The organism is Syntrophus aciditrophicus SB (assembly GCF_000013405.1).
Taxonomy (GTDB): domain Bacteria; phylum Desulfobacterota; class Syntrophia; order Syntrophales; family Syntrophaceae; genus Syntrophus; species Syntrophus aciditrophicus.
This window is the reverse complement of the sequence record NC_007759.1, coordinates 3,108,085-3,129,784: the sequence shown is the minus strand read 5'-3', so window position 1 is coordinate 3,129,784 and position 21,700 is coordinate 3,108,085. Positions and strand designations below refer to the sequence as shown.

At 53.1% G+C, this 21,700-nt stretch carries 25 protein-coding genes and 2 pseudogenes; 19 read left to right on the top strand and 8 right to left on the bottom strand.

The annotated features are described in order from the left end of the window. Nucleotides 1-381 precede the first annotated feature (381 nt). The 16 genes and pseudogenes from atpD (at nucleotide 382) to pheA (ending at nucleotide 11,471) form a co-directional block, all read left to right on the top strand. Nucleotides 382-1,777: pseudogene (gene atpD, locus SYN_RS17150) on the top strand (F0F1 ATP synthase subunit beta). Next, nucleotides 1,764-2,156, top strand: coding sequence for a F0F1 ATP synthase subunit epsilon (locus tag SYN_RS14650; protein ID WP_011419015.1), 393 nt, complete (start codon nucleotides 1,764-1,766; stop codon nucleotides 2,154-2,156). The pseudogene atpD and the gene SYN_RS14650 overlap by 14 nt, the downstream one beginning before the upstream one ends. Beyond that, nucleotides 2,149-2,475: an AtpZ/AtpI family protein gene (locus tag SYN_RS14645; RefSeq protein ID WP_011419014.1), complete on the top strand. Its 327-nt coding sequence runs from the start codon at nucleotides 2,149-2,151 to the stop codon at nucleotides 2,473-2,475. Before SYN_RS14650 ends, SYN_RS14645 begins: the two co-directional genes overlap by 8 nt. After that, nucleotides 2,472-2,795 carry an ATP synthase subunit I gene (locus SYN_RS14640; protein WP_011419013.1) on the top strand — a complete coding sequence of 108 codons (324 nt, stop codon included), beginning with the start codon at nucleotides 2,472-2,474 and terminating at the stop codon, nucleotides 2,793-2,795. The genes SYN_RS14645 and SYN_RS14640 overlap by 4 nt, the downstream gene beginning before the upstream one ends. Next, nucleotides 2,773-3,528 (top strand): F0F1 ATP synthase subunit A, encoded by a 756-nt coding sequence (locus tag SYN_RS14635; protein WP_011419012.1) that lies wholly within the window; start codon nucleotides 2,773-2,775, stop codon nucleotides 3,526-3,528. Before SYN_RS14640 ends, SYN_RS14635 begins: the two co-directional genes overlap by 23 nt. 49 nt (nucleotides 3,529-3,577) lie before the next feature. After that, nucleotides 3,578-3,856, top strand: coding sequence for a F0F1 ATP synthase subunit C (locus SYN_RS14630; protein ID WP_011419011.1), 279 nt, complete (start codon nucleotides 3,578-3,580; stop codon nucleotides 3,854-3,856). A 3-nt stretch (nucleotides 3,857-3,859) separates the two neighbouring features. Then, nucleotides 3,860-4,684, top strand: a complete 825-nt coding sequence (locus SYN_RS14625) for an ATP synthase subunit b 2 (RefSeq protein ID WP_011419010.1) — start codon at nucleotides 3,860-3,862, stop codon at nucleotides 4,682-4,684. Next, nucleotides 4,681-6,240 (top strand): alternate F1F0 ATPase, F1 subunit alpha, encoded by a 1,560-nt coding sequence (locus tag SYN_RS14620; RefSeq protein WP_011419009.1) that lies wholly within the window; start codon nucleotides 4,681-4,683, stop codon nucleotides 6,238-6,240. The genes SYN_RS14625 and SYN_RS14620 overlap by 4 nt, the downstream gene beginning before the upstream one ends. Next, entirely contained in the window at nucleotides 6,227-6,610 is a 384-nt protein-coding gene (locus SYN_RS16435) for a F0F1 ATP synthase subunit gamma (protein WP_049750016.1), read from the top strand. Before SYN_RS14620 ends, SYN_RS16435 begins: the two co-directional genes overlap by 14 nt. Then, nucleotides 6,507-7,133, top strand: coding sequence for a F0F1 ATP synthase subunit gamma (locus SYN_RS16430; RefSeq protein WP_237671300.1), 627 nt, complete (start codon nucleotides 6,507-6,509; stop codon nucleotides 7,131-7,133). The genes SYN_RS16435 and SYN_RS16430 overlap by 104 nt, the downstream gene beginning before the upstream one ends. 204 nt (nucleotides 7,134-7,337) lie before the next feature. Next, a complete protein-coding gene (locus SYN_RS14610) occupies nucleotides 7,338-7,793 on the top strand; it encodes a hypothetical protein (protein WP_193329355.1) in 456 nt (151 codons plus the stop codon). Between the two features lie 397 nt (nucleotides 7,794-8,190). Then, nucleotides 8,191-8,589: a PA2779 family protein gene (locus tag SYN_RS14605; RefSeq protein ID WP_041585176.1), complete on the top strand. Its 399-nt coding sequence runs from the start codon at nucleotides 8,191-8,193 to the stop codon at nucleotides 8,587-8,589. Then, complete coding sequence (locus SYN_RS14600; RefSeq protein ID WP_011419005.1) at nucleotides 8,586-9,101, top strand: C39 family peptidase; 516 nt, start codon at nucleotides 8,586-8,588, stop codon at nucleotides 9,099-9,101. The genes SYN_RS14605 and SYN_RS14600 overlap by 4 nt, the downstream gene beginning before the upstream one ends. After that, on the top strand, nucleotides 9,047-9,526 hold the full coding sequence (locus tag SYN_RS14595) for a tetratricopeptide repeat protein (protein WP_011419004.1): 480 nt from the start codon (nucleotides 9,047-9,049) through the stop codon (nucleotides 9,524-9,526). Before SYN_RS14600 ends, SYN_RS14595 begins: the two co-directional genes overlap by 55 nt. A gap of 69 nt (nucleotides 9,527-9,595) precedes the next feature. Then, a complete protein-coding gene (aroF, locus tag SYN_RS14590; protein WP_049750014.1) occupies nucleotides 9,596-10,420 on the top strand; it encodes a 3-deoxy-7-phosphoheptulonate synthase in 825 nt (274 codons plus the stop codon). After that, nucleotides 10,407-11,471: a prephenate dehydratase gene (gene pheA, locus SYN_RS14585; protein ID WP_011419002.1), complete on the top strand. Its 1,065-nt coding sequence runs from the start codon at nucleotides 10,407-10,409 to the stop codon at nucleotides 11,469-11,471. The genes aroF and pheA overlap by 14 nt, the downstream gene beginning before the upstream one ends. Here pheA and SYN_RS14580 read toward each other — a convergent pair. The 3 genes from SYN_RS14580 to SYN_RS14565 all read right to left on the bottom strand — a co-directional run bounded on the left by SYN_RS14580 (nucleotide 11,468) and on the right by SYN_RS14565 (nucleotide 14,074). Beyond that, nucleotides 11,468-13,186: a DEAD/DEAH box helicase gene (locus SYN_RS14580; RefSeq protein WP_011419001.1), complete on the bottom strand. Its 1,719-nt coding sequence runs from the start codon at nucleotides 13,184-13,186 to the stop codon at nucleotides 11,468-11,470. The genes pheA and SYN_RS14580 overlap by 4 nt on opposite strands. Before the next feature lie 176 nt (nucleotides 13,187-13,362). After that, a complete protein-coding gene (locus SYN_RS14575; RefSeq protein WP_041585175.1) occupies nucleotides 13,363-13,563 on the bottom strand; it encodes a cold-shock protein in 201 nt (66 codons plus the stop codon). A 280-nt stretch (nucleotides 13,564-13,843) separates the two neighbouring features. Then, on the bottom strand, nucleotides 13,844-14,074 hold the full coding sequence (locus SYN_RS14565) for a DUF3343 domain-containing protein (RefSeq protein ID WP_011418997.1): 231 nt from the start codon (nucleotides 14,072-14,074) through the stop codon (nucleotides 13,844-13,846). 191 nt (nucleotides 14,075-14,265) lie between these two features. On the opposite strand from SYN_RS14565, the gene SYN_RS14560 reads away from it, so the two are divergent. After that, nucleotides 14,266-15,033, top strand: coding sequence for a DsbA family protein (locus SYN_RS14560; RefSeq protein WP_011418996.1), 768 nt, complete (start codon nucleotides 14,266-14,268; stop codon nucleotides 15,031-15,033). A gap of 17 nt (nucleotides 15,034-15,050) precedes the next feature. On the opposite strand, the gene SYN_RS14555 is transcribed toward SYN_RS14560, so the two are convergent. Next, nucleotides 15,051-15,656 (bottom strand): hypothetical protein, encoded by a 606-nt coding sequence (locus SYN_RS14555; protein WP_011418995.1) that lies wholly within the window; start codon nucleotides 15,654-15,656, stop codon nucleotides 15,051-15,053. 72 nt (nucleotides 15,657-15,728) lie between these two features. Next, nucleotides 15,729-16,688 carry a DNA-formamidopyrimidine glycosylase gene (gene mutM / locus SYN_RS15575; protein ID WP_148202603.1) on the bottom strand — a complete coding sequence of 320 codons (960 nt, stop codon included), beginning with the start codon at nucleotides 16,686-16,688 and terminating at the stop codon, nucleotides 15,729-15,731. A gap of 239 nt (nucleotides 16,689-16,927) precedes the next feature. Here mutM and SYN_RS14545 point away from each other — a divergent pair, with 239 nt between their 5' ends. Then, complete coding sequence (locus tag SYN_RS14545) at nucleotides 16,928-17,548, top strand: DUF47 domain-containing protein (protein WP_011418993.1); 621 nt, start codon at nucleotides 16,928-16,930, stop codon at nucleotides 17,546-17,548. Beyond that, a pseudogene (locus SYN_RS17145) lies at nucleotides 17,541-18,541 on the top strand (inorganic phosphate transporter). The gene SYN_RS14545 and the pseudogene SYN_RS17145 overlap by 8 nt, the downstream one beginning before the upstream one ends. Nucleotides 18,542-18,777: 236 nt before the next feature. Here the strand turns inward: SYN_RS17145 and SYN_RS14530 are convergent. The 3 genes from SYN_RS14530 to SYN_RS14520 form a co-directional block, all read right to left on the bottom strand. Then, nucleotides 18,778-19,830: an AI-2E family transporter gene (locus tag SYN_RS14530; protein WP_011418990.1), complete on the bottom strand. Its 1,053-nt coding sequence runs from the start codon at nucleotides 19,828-19,830 to the stop codon at nucleotides 18,778-18,780. Between the two features lie 214 nt (nucleotides 19,831-20,044). Then, the gene (locus SYN_RS14525; protein WP_011418989.1) at nucleotides 20,045-20,824 is read right to left on the bottom strand and encodes an energy-coupling factor transporter transmembrane component T family protein; all 780 of its coding nucleotides are present in this window, start codon (nucleotides 20,822-20,824) and stop codon (nucleotides 20,045-20,047) included. Nucleotides 20,825-20,838: 14 nt separating this feature from the next. After that, on the bottom strand, nucleotides 20,839-21,681 hold the full coding sequence (locus tag SYN_RS14520) for an energy-coupling factor transporter ATPase (protein ID WP_011418988.1): 843 nt from the start codon (nucleotides 21,679-21,681) through the stop codon (nucleotides 20,839-20,841). Between the last annotated feature and the right edge of the window lie 19 nt (nucleotides 21,682-21,700).

The window sequence follows — 21,700 nt, the reverse complement described above, 5'->3', positions numbered from 1 at the left end:
TAAAATCCGATTCTGCATGCCCTCGAATTATTTCACGGCCCTGAACGGCATTTGTTAGACGGGAAATTTACTCGCATTCCAATAAAATATCAATCAATTCTTGAAAAGAAAAATAAACCGGGGCTGTTCAGCAAAAAATATCGACTTGATTTCTCCGGCAAAGTTAGGGCATATTTAAACGGAAATGAAAAGAAAAACGTTTTTTTAACAGCAATTTATCCTGTCTATTTCAGATCCGTTACAAAAAAGACTGAGCAGCGAGAAATTTTTCCCTCATTTTTTAACAGACCGCCTTTTTTTGTCATATTTTCAGTCCCGGCTAAGGATCTGTCACCCATTATTTAAATATTGCATGGACTTATTTTACGGCAGGTTCCCCCCATGGAAGATCGAATCCACCAAGGCGTCATCATTTCTGTTCGGGGCAGTGTGATCGATGCCCGCTTTGATGATCATCTTCCCTCTCTCCGTCATGTGCTTCGGACCGGCGACGAAGGCCGGATCCTGGTTGAAGTTCATACCCAGCTCGATGAACGAACGGTCCGCGGGGTTGCCCTGACCCCGACTCAGGGATTGGCCCGGGGGGCAATCGTCGTGGATACGGGGCACACCTTTTCCGTACCGGTAGGCAAAACGCTTCTGGGCCGCGTTTTCAATGTCTTTGGAGAAACCATCGACAAAAGGGAGCCGATTGGAGAAGCGGAATGGCGTTCCATCCATCAGGCCCCGCCTCCCTTGACCAGGCAGACGACGAAAGCTGAAATTTTCAGAACGGGAATCAAGGCGATCGACGTGCTTGCGCCTCTGGAACGAGGAGGCAAGGCCGGCCTTTTCGGCGGCGCCGGCGTCGGGAAGACGGATTTGATCACCGAAATCATTCATAATATGGTCGGCCTTCTTCAGGGCGTCAGTATATTCTGCGGTATCGGGGAGCGCTGCCGCGAGGCGGAAGAGCTGTATCGGGAAATGAAAGAAGCCGGTGTTCTGGAAAACACCATTCTGATTCTGGGCCAAATGAATGAACCTCCCGGAGCCCGCTTCCGGGTAGGTCACGCGGCGCTGACGATGGCCGAATACTTCCGTGATGGCGCCCGTCAGGACGTTATATTGCTGAATATTGCTGATCGATAATATTTTCCGGTTTATCCAGGCCGGTTCGGAGGTCTCCGGTCTGATGGGGCAGCTTCCCTCCCGCTTGGGTTATCAGCCCACTCTGGCCACTGAGCTTGCGGAACTGGAAGAGCGGATCTGCAGCACTCCTGCGGGGGCGATCACCTCCATTCAGGCGGTCTACGTCCCGGCGGATGACTTTACCGATCCGTCTGCCGTTCATACCTTCGGCCACCTCTCCGCCTCCATTGTGCTGTCCCGTAAACGCGCCAGCGAAGGACTGTATCCCGCCGTTGATCTCCTGCAGTCCGGTTCCAAAATGCTGATGCCTGACATTGCCGGGGAACGGCATTATCGCATCGCCCAGGAGATCCGCAGAACCCTGACCATTTACGAAGAATTGAAAGATATTATCGCCATGCTTGGAATCGCGGAACTTTCACGCGAAGATAAACGGATCGTTTTCCGGGCTCGCCAGCTGGAGCGATTTCTGACCCAGCCGTTTTTTGTGACCGAACAGTTTATCGGAACGGAAGGAAAGATTGTTGCGCTGGAAGATTCCCTGGAGGGCTGTGAACGGATTCTTAATGACGAATTTGCCGATTATCCTGAGGGCAGCCTCTATATGATCGGTTCCATCAGGGAGGCTAAAATTGATAAATCTTAAGATCCTGCTCCCTTCTCAGGTGTTGATGGAAGAAAAAGTCACCAAAATTATCGCCGAAGGAGCGGAGGGATATTTTGGTTTGCTCCCGGGCCACATTGATTTTACAACGGCTCTGGTACCTGGGCTGCTGCTGATTTTTCCGGGAAAAGGCCATGAAGAACTGCTGGCAATCGATCAGGGCATGCTGGTGAAACGTGGTCCGGATGTCTGGATTTCCACCCGCAACGCCATCCGGAACGCGGATCTGGGCAGGGCAAAATATCTGATTGAAGAGCAGTTCAAGACCCTGGACGATCGGGAAAAAATGGCTCGATCCGCCGCCGCGAAACTGGAAGCGGATATCATCCGCCGGTTTATGGAGATGAAAAAACATGGCTAAAAAATTCCGCTCATCCAGGGAAAGGCGGCAAATCATATCCCGTGATTTCCACGGCAGGATTTCCCGGCGGGAGGATCTGAAAATCCGGGGAGCCGAGCAGAGCAATCAGGCCTTCTGGTTTGGTCTCGGAACATTCGGCGTGGTTGGCTGGTCCGTGGTCATTCCCACTCTGCTGGGTGTGGCGATTGGATTGTGGATAGACAGAACCTGGCCGAGCCGTTTTTCCTGGACGCTGATGCTGCTTGTCGGCGGCGTGATGGTCGGCTGTATCAATGCCTGGCACTGGGTGAGGAAAATCGGCATGCGAGGTGAACAATGATCCGCTATGGCCTTTCTCTTGTTGGAGTCTTTGCCGTCGGAATGGTTCTCGGGATTGTTTATTTTGCCATACTCTGGCAGACGGTTCGTCGTCTTCCCGTGGCATCCTCTCCGGCAAGACTGCTGATGACCAGTCTGCTGATTCGCGTGGGTATTGTTCTGCCTGCTTTTTATCTGATCATGGCCGGCCGATGGGAACGAATCGTTGTCGCCCTGGGGGGATTTGTCGTCGTACGGGAAATTCTGATCCGGTTCTGGGGAAAGGGGGAACCGCATTTCCTGCGGAAAGGAGCCGTTCATGGACATTCTGGGCCTGAGTAAAATCAGTCCTGATCAGGTGATTCTCTGGCAGTGGCATTTTGTCGTGATTGATATCACCCTGCTGTATACCTGGCTGGTCATGATCCTGCTGGTCGGTGCGTCCTGGCTTGTGACCCGTCGTCTGTCCTCCGATATCCGGGTGTCACGCTGGCAGAGCCTGCTGGAAGTCCTGGTATCCGCCATGCGTTCCCAGATCGCGGAAGTCAGTCAGGAAGATCCGGATCGCTATCTGCCCTTTATCGGGACCCTTTTTCTGTTTATCGGTCTCTCCAATGTCCTGGTGATTGTCCCGGGATATGTCGCCCCCACCGCTTCGTTGACGACGACGGCCGTCCTGTCAATTTCCGTGTTTATCGCCGTTCCGCTTTTCGGAATTTCCCGACAGGGACTCTTGAATTATCTTAAGGAGTATTTCCAGCCCACCTTCATCTTTTTTCCTTTCCATGTCATGGGCGAATTTTCCCGCACGCTGGCCCTGGCTGTCCGACTCTTCGGCAACATCATGAGCGGCGATAAGGTGGTGGCCATTCTGCTGGCCGTGACCCCGCTTTTTTTCCCGATGATCATGCATGCCTTGGGATTGCTCATCGGGCTGGTTCAGGCTTACATTTTTTCCGTTCTGGCAATGGTTTACATCGCATCGGCAACTCAGTCTCATGAAAAGAAAGAAAGGAAAGATCAACCCGAAGCGGAGGACGTTGCTCAGGATACAAAACACAATCCGAATGCCTGAGGAATAAAATGATTTCTAACAAATTTAAAAAAGGAAGAACGAGGTTACTATGGACAGTATGACTTTGATCGCCATGGTCTCGATTGTTACAGCCGGTTTGTGCATGGCCGTCGGATCCATCGGACCGGCGCTCGGGGAAGGAAATGCAGTGAAGCAGGCCTTGACGGCCATCGCCCAGCAGCCCGATGAACGCAACTCGATCACTCGAACGCTCTTTGTAGGGCTTGCCATGATCGAATCCATTGCCATTTACTGTTTTGTGATTTCCATGATTCTGATCTTCGCCAATCCGTTCTGGAGTCATGCCATTGCCAGGGCCGGGGGCTAAGCCATGCATATCGACTGGTTTGTCCTGTTGGCACAACTGGTGAACTTTCTGATTCTCATCTATCTGCTCAAACGGTTCCTCTATACCCGGATTATCCAGGCGATGAACGAGCGGGAGGCAAAGATTGCCGCCCGGTTTGATGAAGCGGAACGGCTGAAGAGAGAAGCGGAGGAAGCAGCCAGGGTTTATGAGGAAAAAAATTCGTTCCTTCAGGGGCAGGAGGAGAAGATGCTGAATCAGGCCCGGGAGGTGGTGAATCACCGGCAGAAGGAATGGATGGATTCGGCCCGGGAAGAAGTCGATGCGATTCGGCGGCGCTGGATTGAAACTGTTCTCCAGGAAAAGGCCGCCTTTCTGGAGCATCTCCGTCAGCGAACCGGGAAACAGGTTTTTGCTATTGCCCGTAAGATTCTCGATGATCTGGCGGACACGGCCATCGAATCAAAAATGGTCGATGTTCTGATCGATCGAATTCATTCTCTGGACCCGGCTGAAAGGGAAAAAATATGCAGCGCCCTGGAAGATTCAGAAGAAGGGGCAATCGTCCAGAGCGCTTTTGCCCTTTTCCCGGAAGACCGGCAACGCCTTACCGACACGGTCAGGGATCTTTTGGGGAAACCGGATGCGGTTATTCGGTATCAGGAAAGTTCCGATCTGATCGGCGGCATCGAATTTCTGGCTTCGGGCCACAGGATTGCCTGGAGCATCAGCGATTATCTCGAACATCTCGAACAGGATTTTGATCGGGTGTTGCATGAAGAAGTTCGACAGACCCTTCCCAAACCATCAGGAGAAAGCGTCATGCCTTCAGAGGAGCAAAGGCCATGAACAGGGATATGCCTTCCGGCCGTGAATTGAAGTCCTTTCTGGAGCAGACCTTTTCAACCCTGGATGCCGTTCTGTCTGGACAGAACGCCCGTTTGCAGGAAAAAGAAGTCGGCACGGTCAGTTTCGTCGGCCAGGGTATTGTCCGGGCCTCGGGCCTTCCCCATGTTCGTTCGGAGGAACTCGTCGTCTTTCCGGGAAACCTGCTTGGCCTGGTTTTCAACGTTGACCTGGACGAAATCGGTATTATCACACTGGACCATACTGAAGACATTTCCGCTGGCTCTGCGGTCCGGCGAACGGGGCGGGTGCTGGATGTCCCTGTGGGGGAGGCCCTGCTGGGGCGGGTTCTGGATCCCATGGGCAGGCCACTGGACAATCGCGGCGAGGTTGCCGCCGCCCGAAGACTGCCGCTGGAACGGGAAGCGCCGGCCGTCATGGACCGAGCCCCGGTTTCCGTTCCCCTGCAGACCGGAATCAAGGTCATCGATTCTCTGATCGCCATCGGCCGGGGTCAGCGGGAATTGATCCTGGGCGACCGCCAGACGGGAAAGACCGCCATTATCCTGGATACGATCATCAACCAGCACGATAAAAACGTAATCTGTATTTACTGCGCGATTGGCAAGCAGAGTGCCGACACAGCCAGGGTGGTCTCCGTTCTGGAAAGTTTTCGGACTCTGCCCTACTGCATTATCGTGGTGGCTGCCGGCGAAGATCCGCCGGGATTGCAATACATCGCCCCTTACGCGGCGACTTCGATGGGGGAATATTTCATGAAACGGGGGAAGGATGTCCTCGTCATTTATGATGACCTGACGCGCCATGCCCGGGCTTATCGGGAATTGTCCCTGCTGCTGCGCCGTCCCCCGGGGCGCGAGGCCTATCCCGGGGATATCTTTTACATCCATGCCCGGATGCTGGAACGCGCCACGCATCTGAGGGAGGAGCTGGGCGGTGGTTCACTGACCGCGATCCCGATTATCGAAACCGAGGCGCAGGACATTTCCGCTTATATCCCCACCAATCTCATTTCCATCACGGACGGCCAGATTTACCTTTCCTCCCGACTCTTTCAAAAGGGAATTCTGCCGGCCATCGATGTCGGCAAATCCGTTTCCCGAGTGGGCGGCAAGACCCAACTGCCCGCCTACCGAACGGTTGCCGGGGATCTCCGGCTGTCTTACTCGCAGTTTGAAGAGCTGGAAACCTTCTCCCGCTTTGGAACCCGGCTCGATGAGGAGACCCGGCGCAAACTGGAACGGGGACGGCGCGTCCGGGAAATTCTCAAGCAGAAGCAGTACAACCCCCTGTGTGTGGCGGACCAGATTGCCGCGCTGCTTTCCGTGACGTCCGGGGCGCTGGATGGGATTTCTCTGGAAAACATCGGTGCGGCGGAAAAACGAATCCAGGAGGCGGTTCACGTGCAGTTGTCCGATCTGTGCGACCGGATTAAAAAGGGTGAACCATTGACCGTTCATGACCGCAAAACCCTGCTGGATGCGGCCAGGTCTGCAGTGGCCGCAGAGCCGGAGAGGCATCGGAATGCAGACTCATGAGGCTTTGAAGCGGAAAATATCGACTACGGAAGACCTGCAGTCCGTCGTCAGAACCATGAAATCTCTGGCCGCTGTCAGCATCCGGCAGTATCAGAGGGCTTTGGAATCGCTGAATGAGTATAAAAAAACTCTGGAGATGGGGCTGCAGATCGTTCTGAAAGACCGGGACATCGACCTGCAGTTCCGGAAGCCGAAGTCCTTGAACCCGTCTCGGCGCCATCATCTTCGGGTCGGATCAGGGATTGTGCGGTCCATTGAACGGCCTGATGGCTTCTCATGCCCTGAAACGCATGGAGGAATCAGGGATCAGCCCGGAAAACCGAACTGTTTTGACCATCGGAATGCGTCTGCAGGGTCATCTGGAAGATGAGGGGCAGAAGACATTCGAAAACCTTTCTTCCCCAAGTTCCGTTGCCGGCATTACCGTACGGGTTCAGGAAATGCTCATGATCCTGGAAGAGTGGCGTTTCCACCTTTCGATCGATACCGTTTTTCTCTTTTATCCTGAATATCTGTCCGGTTCTTCTTATCGCCCTTCCACCCAGCTCCTGTTGCCGATAGACACCCTGTGGCTTCGGGAAATTCAAAGCCGGCCGTGGCTATCCCGTACCCTGCCCATCTACCGGATGGATTGGGATGACCTGTTTGCCGCACTGTTGAGAGAGTATCTCTTCGTTTCTCTTTACCGGGCCGTCGCCGAATCCTCGGCCAGTGAAAATGCCGGCCGACTGGGCGCAATGCAGAGTGCGGAAAAAAATATCGGGGATCGTCTCGAAGAATTGAACACCCTGTTTCATCGCGAGCGGCAAACGACCATCACCGAAGAACTTCTCGATATCCTGTCCGGTTTTGAAGCCCTGAGAGAGAAAGAGCCGAATTCAAGGAGGGAATGACCAAGGGAAACGAAACGAGATTCTGCGCCATTTTTGGCTGACGGGTAAACTGTCATAAACGTTACAATGTCAGTACAGACAATGATCCTGAAAAGTGCGTTCTCCTGTCGGGGGGGTGGCCCCTGAATGAGCTCCTTGACGCCTGAGCATCTTCTGCTTTATATTTCCCGAAATTGCATCTTGTTGTTTAAAGAAAGGGCTGCCATGAGAAAACTGACACGACTGCTTGCGGTCATGATGCTTCTTCTCTTCAGTAGTGCCCCGGTGATGGCCGGCGGAGGATTGGACGTGTTTATCAACAATCTGAATGTTCAGGCCAGGGCGGACATGGACGATTTTTCGGCAAGAGTGAGCGCCCAGTTCGGCGTCCCGCTGTCCCAGGTACAGGCAGTCATCGGAACGGTCCAGACGCCCGCCGATGCCTTTCTGTGCTTCCAGCTCGGGAAGATGGCCCACAGGCCCTACCGGGATGCCGTGCAGGCCTATCATGTAAACCGGGGGAAAGGATGGGGTGTCATTGCGAAAGAGCTGGGAATCAAGCCAGGTTCACCGGAATTCCATGCCCTCAAGAGGGGTGATTTTTCCCTGACGGGGAAACCGGGAGACAGCGCCCCAGTGAAAGGAAAAGGCAAAGGCAAGGGAAAAGGGCACAACAAATAAATGGAGCGATTGGCAAACCTGAACGAAATTTTCCTGAGTCAATTTAATTGGTCCACTTTGAACATAAAGAGTAGTAATTAGCGCCCCTTTCTGCCCGTTCCCACAAAGGGACTCTGCCGAGAATTTCTTCTGTTCATCGTCGGCTGTGGGAGGTTTGCCGGAACAGGCAGGTTATTCCGGCGGACTCGGGGGAATTCATTCTGGGAAATAGAGATTCCGGGTTGTCGTTTAAAAAGCGCGTATCGATTCTTTTCCCTCCTTCGATTTCAGCAGTATTATATTGTATTTTTCCGTTGTGGACAGTCAGCAAACATGATATCTTCCCTCGCTTGTCAGATGCCGAAAAGACATCTGGTTTATCGTCACGATTTGAAATTTAAAAACCGAGGTGAAAATCATGATTAACAGATTCCGGCACCCCGTACTGGCCACCCTGACCGCTTTGCTCCTGTCCTGGCTTGTCGCCTTTCCGGCAACGGCAGCCATGATGCCTTCGCAGGCGTCTTCACAGGAGACGGCGGCAATCGTTTTCCAGCAGGCGGAGATTGACAAGATTCAGCGCTGCCTTGAAAACAGAATTGTCCAGGAAAAACTGCAGGCGTACGGCCTTTCTTCCGAGGAAGTCCGGGCGAAATTACAGCAGATGACCGACCGTCAGGTCCATATGCTTGCTCAGGCCTCGGATCAGGTTCTAAAGGGAGGAGACGGCATCGGCGTGGTCATCGGCGTCCTCGTCATCATTCTGCTGGTTATTGTGATCCTCAAGCTCTTGAATAAAGAGATCATTATCAGGTGAACCGCTGTCTGAAAATTTTCATCGGCGTTCTTGCCCTGTGCACGTCCGTTTCCGGTTATGCTCTTGAAATCCAGGGAGTGCCTTTCGTCCGACAGGAATCCCGATACTGCGGTCCCGCTTCGCTGGCTGCAGTCATGACTTTCCATGGTAAACTCATCAACCAGCAGACCATCGGGCGTTCCATTTATTCGGAGAAGCTGCAGGGGGCATTGATTACCGACTTGGAGAATTTTGCCCGGGAGAAGGGCTTTGCCACCCTTCTCAATACGGGAACCCCTGATGAACTGAAGGGCTTTCTCGAGCAGGGCAGGCCGGTCATCGTCCTCGTCGATGCAGGGGTTCTCTGGCTGCCACGGTTTCATTATCTGGTTCTCATCGGTTATACGGATAGCGGATTTATCGCGCACACCGGTTACAAACCCTCAGCTTCGCACTCCTATCCGCAATTTGAAAAAATATGGAAAAAGGCAGGAAAAACATTTCTTCTGATCTATCCTTCCGGCGGCTCCTGATTCTGCCCATTATCCTTTTTATTGTTTCCTGCACGCTGCCCCGCATCGCCATCATCGATGATCCGCTCTCCGCTGAAGAGCACAACGATCTGGGAGTCATTTACGAACAGAAGGGAAAGCTCGAATCCGCCGAGCGGGAATATCGCAGGGCGATCAAAAAAAAGAAGGACTGGGCCGTTCCGTATTTCAATCTGGGGAACGTCTCCTATAAAAAGGGGAATTACCGGGAAGCCGAAGATTGTTTCCGGAAAGCCCTCTCCCGGGATGAAAACAATGCCCGTATTCTGAACAATCTCGCCTTGCTCCTCTATGAGCAGGGGAAAGACGAAGAATCGGAAAGACTGATTGAAAAAGCCCTTTCCATTGAAAAAACGCAGGAATATCTTGACACTTATCAAAAGATCAGGGAGAAGAGAAAATTCTGAGTATTTTCCTGAGTCATTTCATAAATTATTTTCATTCAGGCCTGATGATCCTGAATGAAGGGGAAAAAAATGGATAATTTGAAATTAGTAGCCGGAATCGGAAAGGAACGAACCAAAATTCAGGTGGGAAATGCCATTTTCGGCGAGGGGCTGGTAATCATCGCCGGTCCGTGCAGTGTGGAGAGTGAGGATCAGATCCTCGAGACGGCTTGGGCGGTTAAGGAAGCCGGCGCCGACATCCTCCGCGGCGGCGCCTTCAAACCCAGGACTTCACCCTACGCGTTTCAGGGGTTGGGGCTGCAGGGGCTGAAATATCTCGCCAGAGCGGGGGAAGAAGCCGGACTGCCGGTCATTACGGAAGTGCTGGATACACGGGATGTCTCCTGGATTGCCGAATTTGCCCATATGCTGCAGATTGGCGCCAGAAACATGCAGAACTTTTCCCTGCTGAAGGAAGTCGGTAAATGCCAGAGACCGGTGCTGCTGAAGCGGGGCATGTACTCAACACTGGAGGAATGGCTCAACTGCGCTGAATACATCATGAATGAGGGAAATCCCCAGGTCGTGCTCTGTGAAAGAGGCATCCGCTCCTTCGAAACCTATACCCGAAATACTCTGGATTTGAGCGCCGTTCCAGCAGTCAAGGAAATCAGCCATCTGCCGGTAATCACGGACCCCACCCACGGCACCGGAAAAGTCAGCCTGATCAAACCCATGACTCTGGCCTCCGTTGCTGCCGGCGCCGACGGCATTACCTTGGAAGTGCATCGAAATCCGGCCGAAGCGTTGAGTGACAAGGATCAGGCTCTGACCCACAGCCAGTTTGAAGAAATTGCGAAAGAAGTTCGACTTCTGGAACGCTATATGAAGGAGATGAAAAATGAACTTAGGTGAAATTCGGGAAAAGATCGATCAAACGGATATGCAGCTGGTAAAGCTCATCAATCAGCGCATGGAATACGTCCTGCGAGCCGGCAAGCTGAAAGAGGTCATTTTGGACAAGGCCCGCGAAGAGCAGGTGTTAAGGCAACTGCTTGCCCAGGCCAGGGGACTGATCCGCCCGGAATTCATCACGACGCTGTACGAATCGATTCTGACGGAAAGCAAGGCCCTGCAGGAAAGGAATCTGAAGCTCGTGGGCTTTCAAGGTGAGCATGGCGCCTGGGGGGAGCTGGCGATCCGCAGCTACGCCGATGATATGATCCCGATTCCCTGTGTGGAGTTTGCCCATGTTTTTGAAGGCGTGCGGGATCGGGAACTGGACATGGGAATGGTCCCCGTGGAGAATTCCCTTGAGGGCGCGGTGACGGAAGTCAACGACATTCTTGTGGATACGGATCTGAAAATTATCGGAGAAATCAGGATTCCCGTGCGTCAGTGCCTGCTGGTCCTTCCCGGGGGAGACTACCGGGATATCAAGGTCGTTTATTCCCATCCTCAGGCCTTGGCGCAATGTCGCAGTTTTCTGTCCCGGAACAAACTGGAGCCTCGCCCCTTTTATGATACGGCCGGTGCGGCCCGGTGGCTGGCTCAGGAAAGGCCGAGTTCCACCGCGGTCATTGCCAGTCCGATCGCCGCTGAGCTGTATGGCCTCGATATTGTTAAAGAAGACATCGGAGACAATACGGATAATTTTACCCGGTTTCTGCTGATTTCCCGGAATTCCAGCCCTGTAGCAGGGAATAAATGTTCCCTGGTTTTTTCCACAGAGCACCGGGCCGGAGCGCTCTTCGAAGTCCTGCATGTCTTTGCTGAAAATGAAATCAATCTAACGAGAATCGAATCCCGGCCGATCCGCAGAAATCCCGGCGCCTACGCTTTTCTTCTGGATTTTCTGGGAAGAGAGGATGATCCTGTCGTACAGCAGGCGCTGGAGAAAATCAGGGAGAAGACGCCGTTTTTCAGAATACTGGGTTTCTACCCCGAGTCACCGACCGTTCGTTAGGCTGGTCTGCTCTGACCTTTTCTTCTATCCTTCGCCGTGCTCGAATCATAACGCCGATTTTCGGGCCGGTTTCGGATGGCGGTTTTCCGGTCGATCTCGACGGCAACATATCGCCCGTTGATCGTCAGGGACTTCAATGCCTGCAATATTTTCGGCGCAAAGCGGCTGTCCGCTTCCAGAAGCGAGGTGGTGTTGTTGACTTCAATTCTGCCGATCCGGACGTCCGGCATGCCTGCGGCGTCCGAAAGATCGCGCATCAGACGTTTCGGACTGATTCCATCCTTTTTCCCGGCATTAATGAACAAAGGGGTAAATTTCTTCCGGGAAGCCAGCCGATAAGGCTTTCCGGCAGCAGCTTCCCGCGTCTTTTTTTTCGGAGGGGTTTTTTCAAAGGTGTTCAGGTCCGGGGCATTCCGGTAAGACGCCAGGAACCGATTGAATTCCATCGATACGAACCGTTTGATCAGCTCTTCCCGATCCAGGCTTTCCAGTGTTTTCGAGATAGCGGGCAGAAACGGATCAATATGTTCCGCATCGATCTCCGTCTTTTTAACGGCTTCCATGTGGCTGAGCAGGCGCCGTTTACAGATCTCATGGCCTGAAGGAATACGGCCTTCTTCAAAATTCTTTTTAAGGCATCGTTCGATTGCTCGAATCTTATGCTTTTCTCGAGTTTCGATTAAGGCTATGGAAATTCCCTTCTTTCCCGCACGCCCCGTACGGCCGCTCCGGTGCGTGTAGCCGGAAGATTCCTCCGGGAGGCTGTAATTGATCACGTGGGTCAGATCATTGACATCCAGGCCCCGGGCCGCGACATCGGTGGCCACGAGCATCCGGATGTTCCTGCTCCGGAATTTATGCATCACGTGGTCTCTCTGGCTCTGGGAGAGATCTCCGTGAAGGGCGTCGGCGCTGTAGCCATCCTCGATCAACTTATCGACGATCTCTCTGGTTTCCAGACGGGTCCGGCAGAAAATGATGGCATAGAGTTCCGGGTTCATATCCGCAATTCGCCTCAAAGCCTGATAGCGGTGCCTGGCTGAAACGACATAATAGATGTGATCAACGTTTTCCGCTCCGGCATTGCGTCGCCCAACGATGATTTCCAGCGGATCCTTCATGTAGTTGGCAGCGATTGCCGCTACTTCCCGCGGCATGGTTGCTGAAAAAAGCAGGGTGTTTTTGGAATCCGGGGTTACGGCTAGAATGGCGTTCAGTTCGTCCTGGAAACCCATCTGCAGCATTTCGTCTGCTTCATCGAGAACGACCCAGGAGACGCCGGAGAGATCGACCGCTCCCCGACGGATCAGATCATGCAGACGCCCCGGGGTCGCCACGACAACCTGAGCCCCTTTCCGCAGTTCCTCTGTCTGGCTGACGATGCTCGCCCCGCCGTAAACCGGCACAATCTTTAATTTCTGTACATATCGACCCATCAGGTTGAGATCGCCGGCCACCTGAACGCAAAGCTCCCGAGTCGGGCAGAGAACCAGAGCCTGAGTCCGCTTCAGCCGGGTATCAGTCAATTGGATCAGGGGGATGCCAAATGCCGCCGTTTTCCCCGTTCCGGTTTGTGCGAGACCAACAAGGTCGGTCTGACGGTTCAGAACAATAGGAATAATCTTCTCCTGTACGGGAGTCATAACGGAAAAGCCGAGTCCGTCAAGTCCTTTCATAATATCCGTGTTAATCTCAAATTCGGCAAATGTTTTCATATCTTCTTTTCTCTGGGGACTACAGCCGGGTTGCCGGATCGCTCCTCAGTTTTTTAATAAGTTTTTTCCAACTTCAGACGACAGGGCAGAAAACTGCTGCTCTGTGCGACAGAAGAAAAGACGGCAAGGTGTATGCCTCCTTGCCGTCTTGTTATCCTTTTGAATTCAATCGGGTATTACAGCAGTTCAACGTTGTCCGCGGCGGGTCCTTTGTTCCCCTTGACAACATCAAACCGGACTCTGGCACCCTCTTCGAGGGCTTTGTACCCCTCCATCTTAATGGCGGAAAAATGAACGAATACATCATTTCCATTGTCCTGTGCGATAAAACCAAATCCCTTGGACGCGTTGAACCATTTGACTGTTCCTTCTGACATCTTGTACGACTCCTTTTGGAGGTTTCCTTTCTGGAAACCCATTTCTTTAATAGGTCCGGATGATCCACGAATCAAGCGAACCGGCAGCCCGTCTTTTTCAGAACAAAAAAACCGCACGCCCTCTTTATGAGGATTGTGCGGTTCTCTATTCTGTATTTTTATGTCACAAACGGGTACTGCACAAACATGAGCTCTCATACCATGATGAAAACTCCAATGCAAACAATTTTTTTACTTTTTTTTTATTCTTTTTCTGAAACTTATTCGTCACCCTCAGCCTTCAGAGGGGACGAATGACCACATAGTCCACGCTGTCCTTCAGGGCCTCGGCGACCTCCTGGTGGAGATGGGAAGGAAAGCGAACGCAGAAGCCGCAGTCGGAGCTGATATGGCGGGGCACAGGGATCAATTTATAGGATATCCCCTTTGTTTTCAGGATTTTTTCCGCTTTCAAGGCGTAACTGACGGAATGGAACAGCACTACCTCGTATTCAGGAGCTTCGGTTGACATCTTTTTGCATCCGCCTTATTACCTTACCTGCCATGGAGAATTTCGAATGAAAATATCCAGCTCGAACAAACCTTCTCAAACCATTAAAATCTGGTTTATTTTTCTATTTAAAAAAATAAGAAATCAGGCTATAAACATACTGAAAGATTAAATAATCGTCCCGGCCCCGTCCGGCAAGGAGAGTATCCGTCGTGCGAACCATAATGGGAATCCTGCATATTCTTGGGCGTGTTCCGACCATCAGTTCGGCATTCACCCTTAGTGCCGATCGATCCGATTTTCACGATTCATACAGACGCAATCGATTTCCTTTTCCGTTGAGGCAGGCTGTTTTTCCTCCTTCAGCCTGCCGGACTATTCTAACGATACTTATCGCCGTTCTCGGATCCGTTATCGTCAGCTTTTCTTTTTCAGGAGGGGCGACGCCGGCTTATGGCGCGGAAAAGCCCCGTATGCCTTCCATCGGGTCAGGTCCTTACGAGCTCTATGTTTTTACGGATTATTTCTGTGGCCCCTGCCAGGCACTTGAACGGGAACTGGACATCACCCTGCGGGAACTGATGGTCCGGAATTCCGTTAAAATCATGTTTATCGATCTTCCCCTGTCCCGGCAGACGGCTCTGTACAACCGCTATTTCCTTTATGCCGCTCGCGCCGCTGATTCCGGAAGAGATATTCTCCTCGCCCGACAGGAATTATTTGCTCTTGCCGGACGTGATGCCGCTGCCGATGAAAAAAAGATTGTCCGCCTTTTTAAAAGCCGGAATATCACCTTTAAAGTCTATGATTTAAAACCGGTGCATGCAGAATTGAACCGGATCATCAAACAGTTCAACATCCGTTCGACGCCGACCTGCGTTGTCAAATACAGTTCCACCGATATCCGAACCTACAGAGGAGTCTTCGAGATTCGGAACGGTCTGGCCGTCCTGCGGGCGGCGACAGCCCGATTGAAATGATCCCCCGTCCCCTTCCCTTATTTTTTGACAAAACGGACGTTGCCGGCAACAAGCAGGTCGCCATCCGCTACCTTCATGCCCATTTCGAAAAACTGTGCCTCCAATTGCTGACCATTGACTGTGATGGGCCTGTTTTTAAACAGGGGAATCCTGGCTGGTTTGACGATATGGTGGAGACCGATTTTGAGTCCCGGCGCGATCGGAAGAAAGGTTTCCGAGGGGGTCAGGACAAGATATTCCGTATCCGGCGATATGCTCAGATGCAGATCTCCAGTTATCTCTCCTTTCGCCGAATTGATGCCTTCGCCGCCGTTCGTTAATTCATAGTCCATGGTCACCTGCAGACAGGGGATTTTCTCCTCTGTTCCCCGTTCCGTCAGCAGAGAGCGGGGACGGCTCAAGCGCACGGTTACCGGTATTCTGGCCAGGCCCAGAAGATCAACCTCGCGGTTCAGAGCGACCGGGAAGACACATTCCAGAAAATTCTGAATAACAGCCTCTTTGATCCGGGTTTCCACCGGCTGCCACCGCCGGGCAAGACGGGAGTCCAAGTCCCAATAGGAAAAGAAATACAAGAACCAATAACCTGCTGCTACCCATAATGTGTCCTCATTCTGATTCAATAAAGCATTCCCACATGACGCTCGAGGTCAAATTTCTCAATTTTCGTACAAAGTAGGCCAGGGGATGGGCAGTCAAGCCTGGCAGTTCGGACAGAACCACGTTCCCCGACCCAAAAGGCGGACTCGCTGAATGATTCCTCCGCAGTGCGGGCACTTTTTCCCCTCGCGCCCATATACGCGAAGTTCCTTCTGATACTCGCCTTTGCAGCCAAAAAGATCGCGCCAGTCGGAAATGGACGTTCCCCGGCAAACAACGGCCTTTGAAAGGACCTCAACCATGGCGCTTCCGACGCGCCGCCAGTCCTCTGAAGTCAGGTCGGCCGTCCTGCGGAGAGGATTCAATCCTGCTCGATAGAGGATTTCGCAGGCATAAATATTACCAATTCCGCCGATGATGCTCTGGTCCATGAGAAAAGATTTAATGGACCGACTTCGGTTGCATCCCTTTTCTTTCAGTGCCTCTGGGCATCCGGGCTTCAGGGCGTCGACAGCCGCGTTCCCCTTTGCCGCATCCGCGACAAGAGACAACGTGGCAAAACGCCGGGGATCGACGATAATGATCCGACCGGGGGTCAGATCGAGGATGAAGCGGCTGTGCGGCGGCTTTTCTCCGATATCCGGTTTTTCCTGCCAGAGAAGCCGACCTGTCATTCTCAGGTGAATTTCCAGCGATCTGCCGTCATCCAGCCCAAGGACGATCCGTTTCCCAAGACGAGTCACGGAAGCGATGCCGCGGCCTTTCAGATTGTCCAGCTTCCCCAGTTTGCTGTCAAGGATGAAAGTTCCCTTGATCTTTGCATGAGGTACTTTCTGCCGCAGTTGACGGCAAAGGGTTTCTACTTCGGGGAGTTCAGGCATGTGTTCCTCTTTTCTTGTCCGGTCTGTCCATCCGGGCGCTGACACACTCTTTTCGAGTTTGACAGTGACAGCAGGGCGGCAGAGAAAGTCGACGCGCATGCAGAAGCGACCCGCGTAAAAACCGGCCATTCCATTCAAAGTTGCCAGCATCTGAAAGACATGAAGATATAGCACGCTTCACCCCGGATTGACAATGATGGAATCTTGAACCGGTTTGTCTTTCTTTTCCCCGACTTCATCGCCCGTAATCCCGCTGGATCGCAAAAATAATCCATAATATCAAATTATTAAGCTGACAGGTCCCCTTTGATAAAAAAGTTGCTTTTTGGGCCATTATCTTATAGACCACTTGCGGCAAGTTTTGGAGTTGCATTCAATATTGTGTTGAGGACTCAAGCGAGGAGGAAGCACAGATGAGACTTATTCCCAGGGAGGAAAAATTCTTCGATCTGTTTGATGAACTGGCGGTCAAGATCGAAGAGGGCGGACTTCTGTTTGCGGAGATCCTGGAAAATTATGCACAGGCCGAACCTAAAATTGTCCGGCTCAAGGAAATCGAACATGAGGCGGATGTCATCACGCACCGGACCTACGAAAAGATGCACAGAACCTTTCTCACTCCGCTGGATCGGGAAGATATCTACGCCCTCGTCAATAAAATGGACAGCATCCTGGATATGATCGAGGCCTGCGCGATTCGAATGTCCCTGTACCGGATCAAGGAACCGGCTCCGGAGCTGAAAGAACAGGTCCGTATTCTTAACAAGGCGATATCCAAGGTGAAAGACGTCGTCCATGCCTTGAGGAATATGAAAAATGCCCGAACGATTATCGACGCCTGCGTGGAGATCAACACTGCTGAGAATGAAGGCGACGTGGTGCTGAGAACGGCTGTCACCCGGTTGTTTGAACATGAGAAGGATGTGGTGGAACTGATCAAATGGAAGGAAATTTTTGAGCGGATCGAAGAATCCATCGATGTCTGCGAGGATGTGTCCAATATCGCAGAAGGAATTGTTCTGAAAAATGCCTGATTCGCTTGCCTTTGTCATTTTCCTGGTCATCGTGGCCCTGGTATTTGACTTCATCAACGGCTTTCACGATTCTGCAAACTCCATAGCCACCGTGGTTTCCACCCATGTGCTGCCTCCCAAGTACGCAGTGGTCTGGGCGGCCTTTTTCAACTTTGCCGCCGTCTTCTTTATCGGCGTTCCCGTAGCCAAGACCATCGGCACCGGTATCATCCATCCGGATATTATTGATAATCTGCTGATCTTCGCCGCTCTGGGTGCAGCCATCATCTGGAACCTCATCACCTGGTACTTCGGGCTGCCCAGCAGTTCCTCCCACGCACTGATCGGTGGACTCATCGGCGCCGGCATCGTCAAGGGGGGTACATCGATTCTGGTTTGGGGGGGCATTACCAAGGCCACCCTCTTTATTGTTGTCTCGCCTGCCATCGGCATGGTTCTCGGGCTCACACTGATGCTCGGTGTCTTCATCTCTTCCGCCGGGCTCAGCCTGCCAAAATGGACCACATCTTCCGAAAAATGCAGCTTTTTTCCGCAGCCACTTACAGCCTGGGGCATGGCATGAACGATGCTCAAAAAACCATGGGCATCATAGCCATGGCCCTTTACAGCAAAGGATTGCTGGGAGATACCTTCCATATCCCTTTCTGGGTCGTTATTCTCTGCTATACGGTCATCGCTATGGGAACGGCTTCCGGCGGGTGGCGAATCGTAAAAACCATGGGAACGAGGATCACCAGGCTTCGTCCCATCGGCGGCTTCTGTGCGGAGACGGCGGCGGCCATCTCCATCATCGGCGCTTCCCTGGCAGGCATTCCTGTGAGCACCACCCACACCATTACGGGGGCGATCGTCGGCGTCGGCTCCACCATCCGGGTTACCGCCGTCCGCTGGGGCATTGCCGGAACGATCATCTGGGCCTGGATCTTCACCATTCCGGTCTCGGCGTTCATCTCCGCCGTGCTCTATTTCATCCTGAAAACGTTGCTCCAGTAAGGCCAACGGTCCATTCTTCGACTACTTCTCCGGCATCGTCGTCGACTTTTTGCCCTGCGTTTTTCCTGAGCCATGTTTCCTTCGGCCAGGCCGCCGTGATTTCATTTCTGATCCGACATTGGCCTGATCTGCCAGGCAGTGTTGTTATTTTCCCGCTCCATGTTGAATCTTTCTCATTTCCCGGATAGCCGCCGGAACCCGGACCTGACGCCGGGGATGAATCCGCTCTCTGCCGCTTACTCCGAAACATCATACTCCCGGTAAAGCTGTTCATACATCTGGCAGATGGACTGCATAAGCGAAGCGATGATCGGTCCCAGGACGAAACCGGAAAAGCCGAAAAGAACAATCCCGCCGAGGGTGGACAGGAAAATGAGAAGAGGATGCATCTGCACGTCCCTTTCCAGCAGAATGGGGCGCAGCAGATTGTCCACCAGACTGATTACAAGGCCGCCGAACAGAAGGATCATTATACCCTCCCAGAGATGCCCGCTAATCAGCAGAATGATGCCGGCCGGCGCCCAGACGATGGAACAGCCTATGCCCGGTATGATGGCCGTGACGATCATGATGACGCCCCACAGCACGGAGCCTTCAATCCCCGCGATCCAGAAGGCCAGTGCTCCCAGGGTGCCCTGCAATCCGCCAATGATCAATGTGACCTTAAGTGTGGATTTGGCTGTGTTGATGAAGCGATCGAAAAGAAGCCGCTCCCGCTGGTTGCCCAGAGGGAGAAGGCGCATGGCGCTTTGCAGCAGTTTCTCTCCGTCCCGGATAAAGAAGAAGAGGGCGTAAAGCATTATGGCAAACTGAGCAACGGCAGCCAGTGTGTTCTGAGTCAGGCTCGAAAGGCGGGTAAAGATGTAGTTGGCAATACTGCGGAGCATTTCGGACAGCTTTTCCATCCAGAAATTTTGATCGATATCGAGTTTCTGAATGTAAGGGTGGCTGGAGATCCAACCGAGCAGCTCCTGGAGATTGCGGGCAATGTGGCTGGAATCGGAACTCAGCGTATTGTACATGCTCATCGATTGAGATACGAGAAGGCTGCCGATGAAAATTGTCGGCAAAATGAGAATCAGCAGAACCAGGACCAGCAGTACGGCCGAAAGAAGATTTGGGCTTGGCCAGCGCAAGATCAGCCGGGCATAAAGGGGGTGGACGATGCTGGAAATGATGATGGCCCAGAAGAGGGGATAGAAAAAAGGTTTCATCAGATAAAGAAAGCCGAAACCGACCAGCCCCAGCAGCAATACAAACGCGAGATGGCGCGTCTTTGATATTTCCATAAAAATGAGCCCCGAAAGCGGATTTACCCTGATGGTTGAAAGCCGATGAGTTCAGCAGGGGAAATTTACATCAAATCTGTTAAGAAAATCAATGGTTTTATGGATTATTCCGGGACGACCGGCACTTCTTCTGACAGTGGTGAACACCATCGTGCCTGCGGAAACCGGACATCACTGGTCTTTACAGCAGGAATGTTTCCAGGCATCGGTCCGGTTATAGAAGATGAAGTTCCGTTAAGAAGAGGAGAATCAGGAGAACCGCGATATAATCCGGACGGGTGAGGCGCAGTTCATGAAGATAGGTGCGATGCCCCCGCTGGTATCCTCGTCCTTCCATGGCCCAGGCCAGTTCCTCTGCCCGCCTCAAGGCCCCCAGGACGACAGGTATTGCCAGGCCGGCGATGCCGCTAATGCGCCGAACAGGTCCCCCTCTGCCGAAATCCATGCCGCGGGCCATCTGCGCTTTTTTAACGCGGTTGAATTCATCCAGCACGGTGGGAACAAACCGCAGGGCAAGGGAGATCATCATGGCCAGATCATGGGAAGGAATCCCGATACGGTTCAAGGGGCGCAGCAGGCGTTCCACGCCGCAGATCAGTTCCGAGGGGGAAGTGGTCATGGTCAGAAGAGAAGAGCCGACCACCAGGGCTGCAAACTGCCAGGTGACCAGAGCGCCGCGGTAAAGTCCTTCCCAGGTGATTCCTTCCAGCCAGGGGTGTCCGGGAAAGAGGGGGGCGCCCTGGGAAAAGAAAAGATGCAGCGAGAAAAGCAGAACAAAAAAGAACAGCAGGGGTTTCAGCGCCTGGAAAAGCCGGGTCGGCATGAGGTGGGCGCCGTAGAGGACAAGGCTCCAGAAAAGGCTGACCAGCAGGACTGTCCAGCCGTCCGCCCGCAGAATGGCAAAACTCAGGACGACGAGCGAGAGGATCTTGACCCGCGGATCCAGCCGGGAAATGACGGAAGATTGCGGAATATATTGTCCCAGAATGTACATGGCCTTTCCGGTTGTTACGCGACGGATTCAACAGGGTGACTCTTCCAGGCGGCAATCTCCCGGCAGACGTCCTCAAAATCCAGGATATCAGTCCGGACCGATACCCCCATTTCCTTGAGCCGCCACAACAGGGCCGTAGCCGCGGGCATGCCCAGTCCCTGCTGCCGCAGCCAGTCGCCCTGGCTGAGCACGATCTCCGGTCGATCGTCGCGGACGATTTTCCCCTCCCGCATGACAAGAACCCGGTCCACGTCCAGGATGTCATCCATGTTGTGGGTTATATGGATGATGCCCAGTCCGCGCTTGTGGAGACCGGCAATCAGGGCGAGTACACGCTGCCGGGAGGCGGGATCCAGATAGGAGGTCGGCTCGTCGAAAATGATGTACCGGGGCTCCATGGCCAGGATGCCGGCAATGGCGACCAGCCTTTTTTCACCGCCGGAAAGGGCCGAAGGAACACGGCGCCCATAGGACTCCAGACCGACGAGCTCCAGTGAAGAAGCGACACGGCGGCGGATTTCCGCCGGAGGCAGTCCCAGATTGCCCGGACCGAAGGCAATGTCCTCCTCGATGGTCATTCCCACGATCTGGTTCTCCGGATTCTGAAAGACCATTCCAACACGACGACGGATTTCCCAGACCTGCCGGTCGTCCAGTGTGTCCAGCCCGTCCACGCTGACTACGCCCGACGTCGGCCTCATGAGGGCATTGAGATGATGAACCAGGGTCGTTTTGCCACACCCGTTCGCTCCGATGAGGGCCACGTATTCCCCATCCTTAAGCGTCATGCTGACGCCGTCGAGGACGGCCCGTTCCTTTTCCTGATAGTGAAACCGCAGATCTCGGACTTCAATCATATCTTACCTCAAGGCAGGG